This is a genomic window from Mucilaginibacter sp. P4_G9, assembly GCF_056400985.1.
Genome location: NZ_JBFUKF010000848.1, coordinates 1 through 916, shown reverse-complemented (window position 1 = coordinate 916; position 916 = coordinate 1). Strand labels below are relative to the sequence as shown.

2 protein-coding genes are annotated in these 916 nt (G+C 36.6%); one reads left to right on the top strand and one right to left on the bottom strand.

The genetic code is table 11. The features are described from left to right. The coding region (locus AC1DPZ_RS28105; protein WP_477409740.1) for a hypothetical protein at window positions 1–585 on the bottom strand (585 nt) is incomplete at its 3' end. Window positions 586–741: 156 nt separating this feature from the next. On the opposite strand from AC1DPZ_RS28105, the gene AC1DPZ_RS28100 reads away from it, so the two are divergent. Then, the coding region (locus tag AC1DPZ_RS28100) for a transposase (protein ID WP_477407996.1) at window positions 742–916 on the top strand (175 nt) is incomplete at its 3' end.

Below are 916 nucleotides of genomic sequence, written 5' to 3'. Positions count from 1 at the left end.
TTGTTCAATAGCGGTACTTAGTTGCGACCTCGAAGAAACGAATTCAAAACGATCACCAAAACAGGGTAATAAGTTATCATTGCTTAGATGATCAAAATCAGTTAATAATAACTTATGACCAGGTAGAGTTTTCCCGGCCAGCATTCTATCTCTTATCTCTCTATTTTTGCCATTTAGTTTTCCCCTAAGGTTAACACCGCTTTTGGTAAATACGCCAGTCTTATTCCAAACCAGTACTACAGCAGGAAAGATAAGTTCGTTCTTGTATAGATCATCTAAATTGTCCTCTGATAAGTCATCTATATCTATTAATAACTTTCCAGCTTTAGAATATCTTACCCAAGTTACTATGAATTGCAATATTGCGGGTACTAAACCGAGGTAATAATTTCGCAGTTCTTTGGGAATCAATATATCGACGGAAACATCGGCAACCTTTGCATCATTGAGTCTGTCGTAATAAGTTTCAATATCCTCAAGCTTAGTATTTTTTTCAATCGTTATGACGAACATTAAAGTGATGGATTTTTTTATTATTTTAAAATGCTGTCTAAAGATATTACATTCTTGGAAGATGTGCAGCAATTGGTAAAGACAAAAAATTGCGATCTTTTAAATCTCCCCCAAGCTCCCGCAAGAACTTTTTTCCGCTGCCGCAAGCCTCCAGGTGGCTGTTGCACAACTCGTCAACTATTTCGCAATAATTTATGTTAAGATATTGATTTTTAGTATCTTAACGTCATGCAAGGAAAGAAGCACTATCAAGAGAAACTCTTTACCAATTTCCAATTGTCCGACCGTGTTCCGGCAGACAATATATACCGAAAGCTGAAAGAAACACTAGATCTTCAGTTTTTATATGCGTCTACCGCTAAGTATTACGGGAAAGACGGACAAAAAAGTATTGACCCGGTTG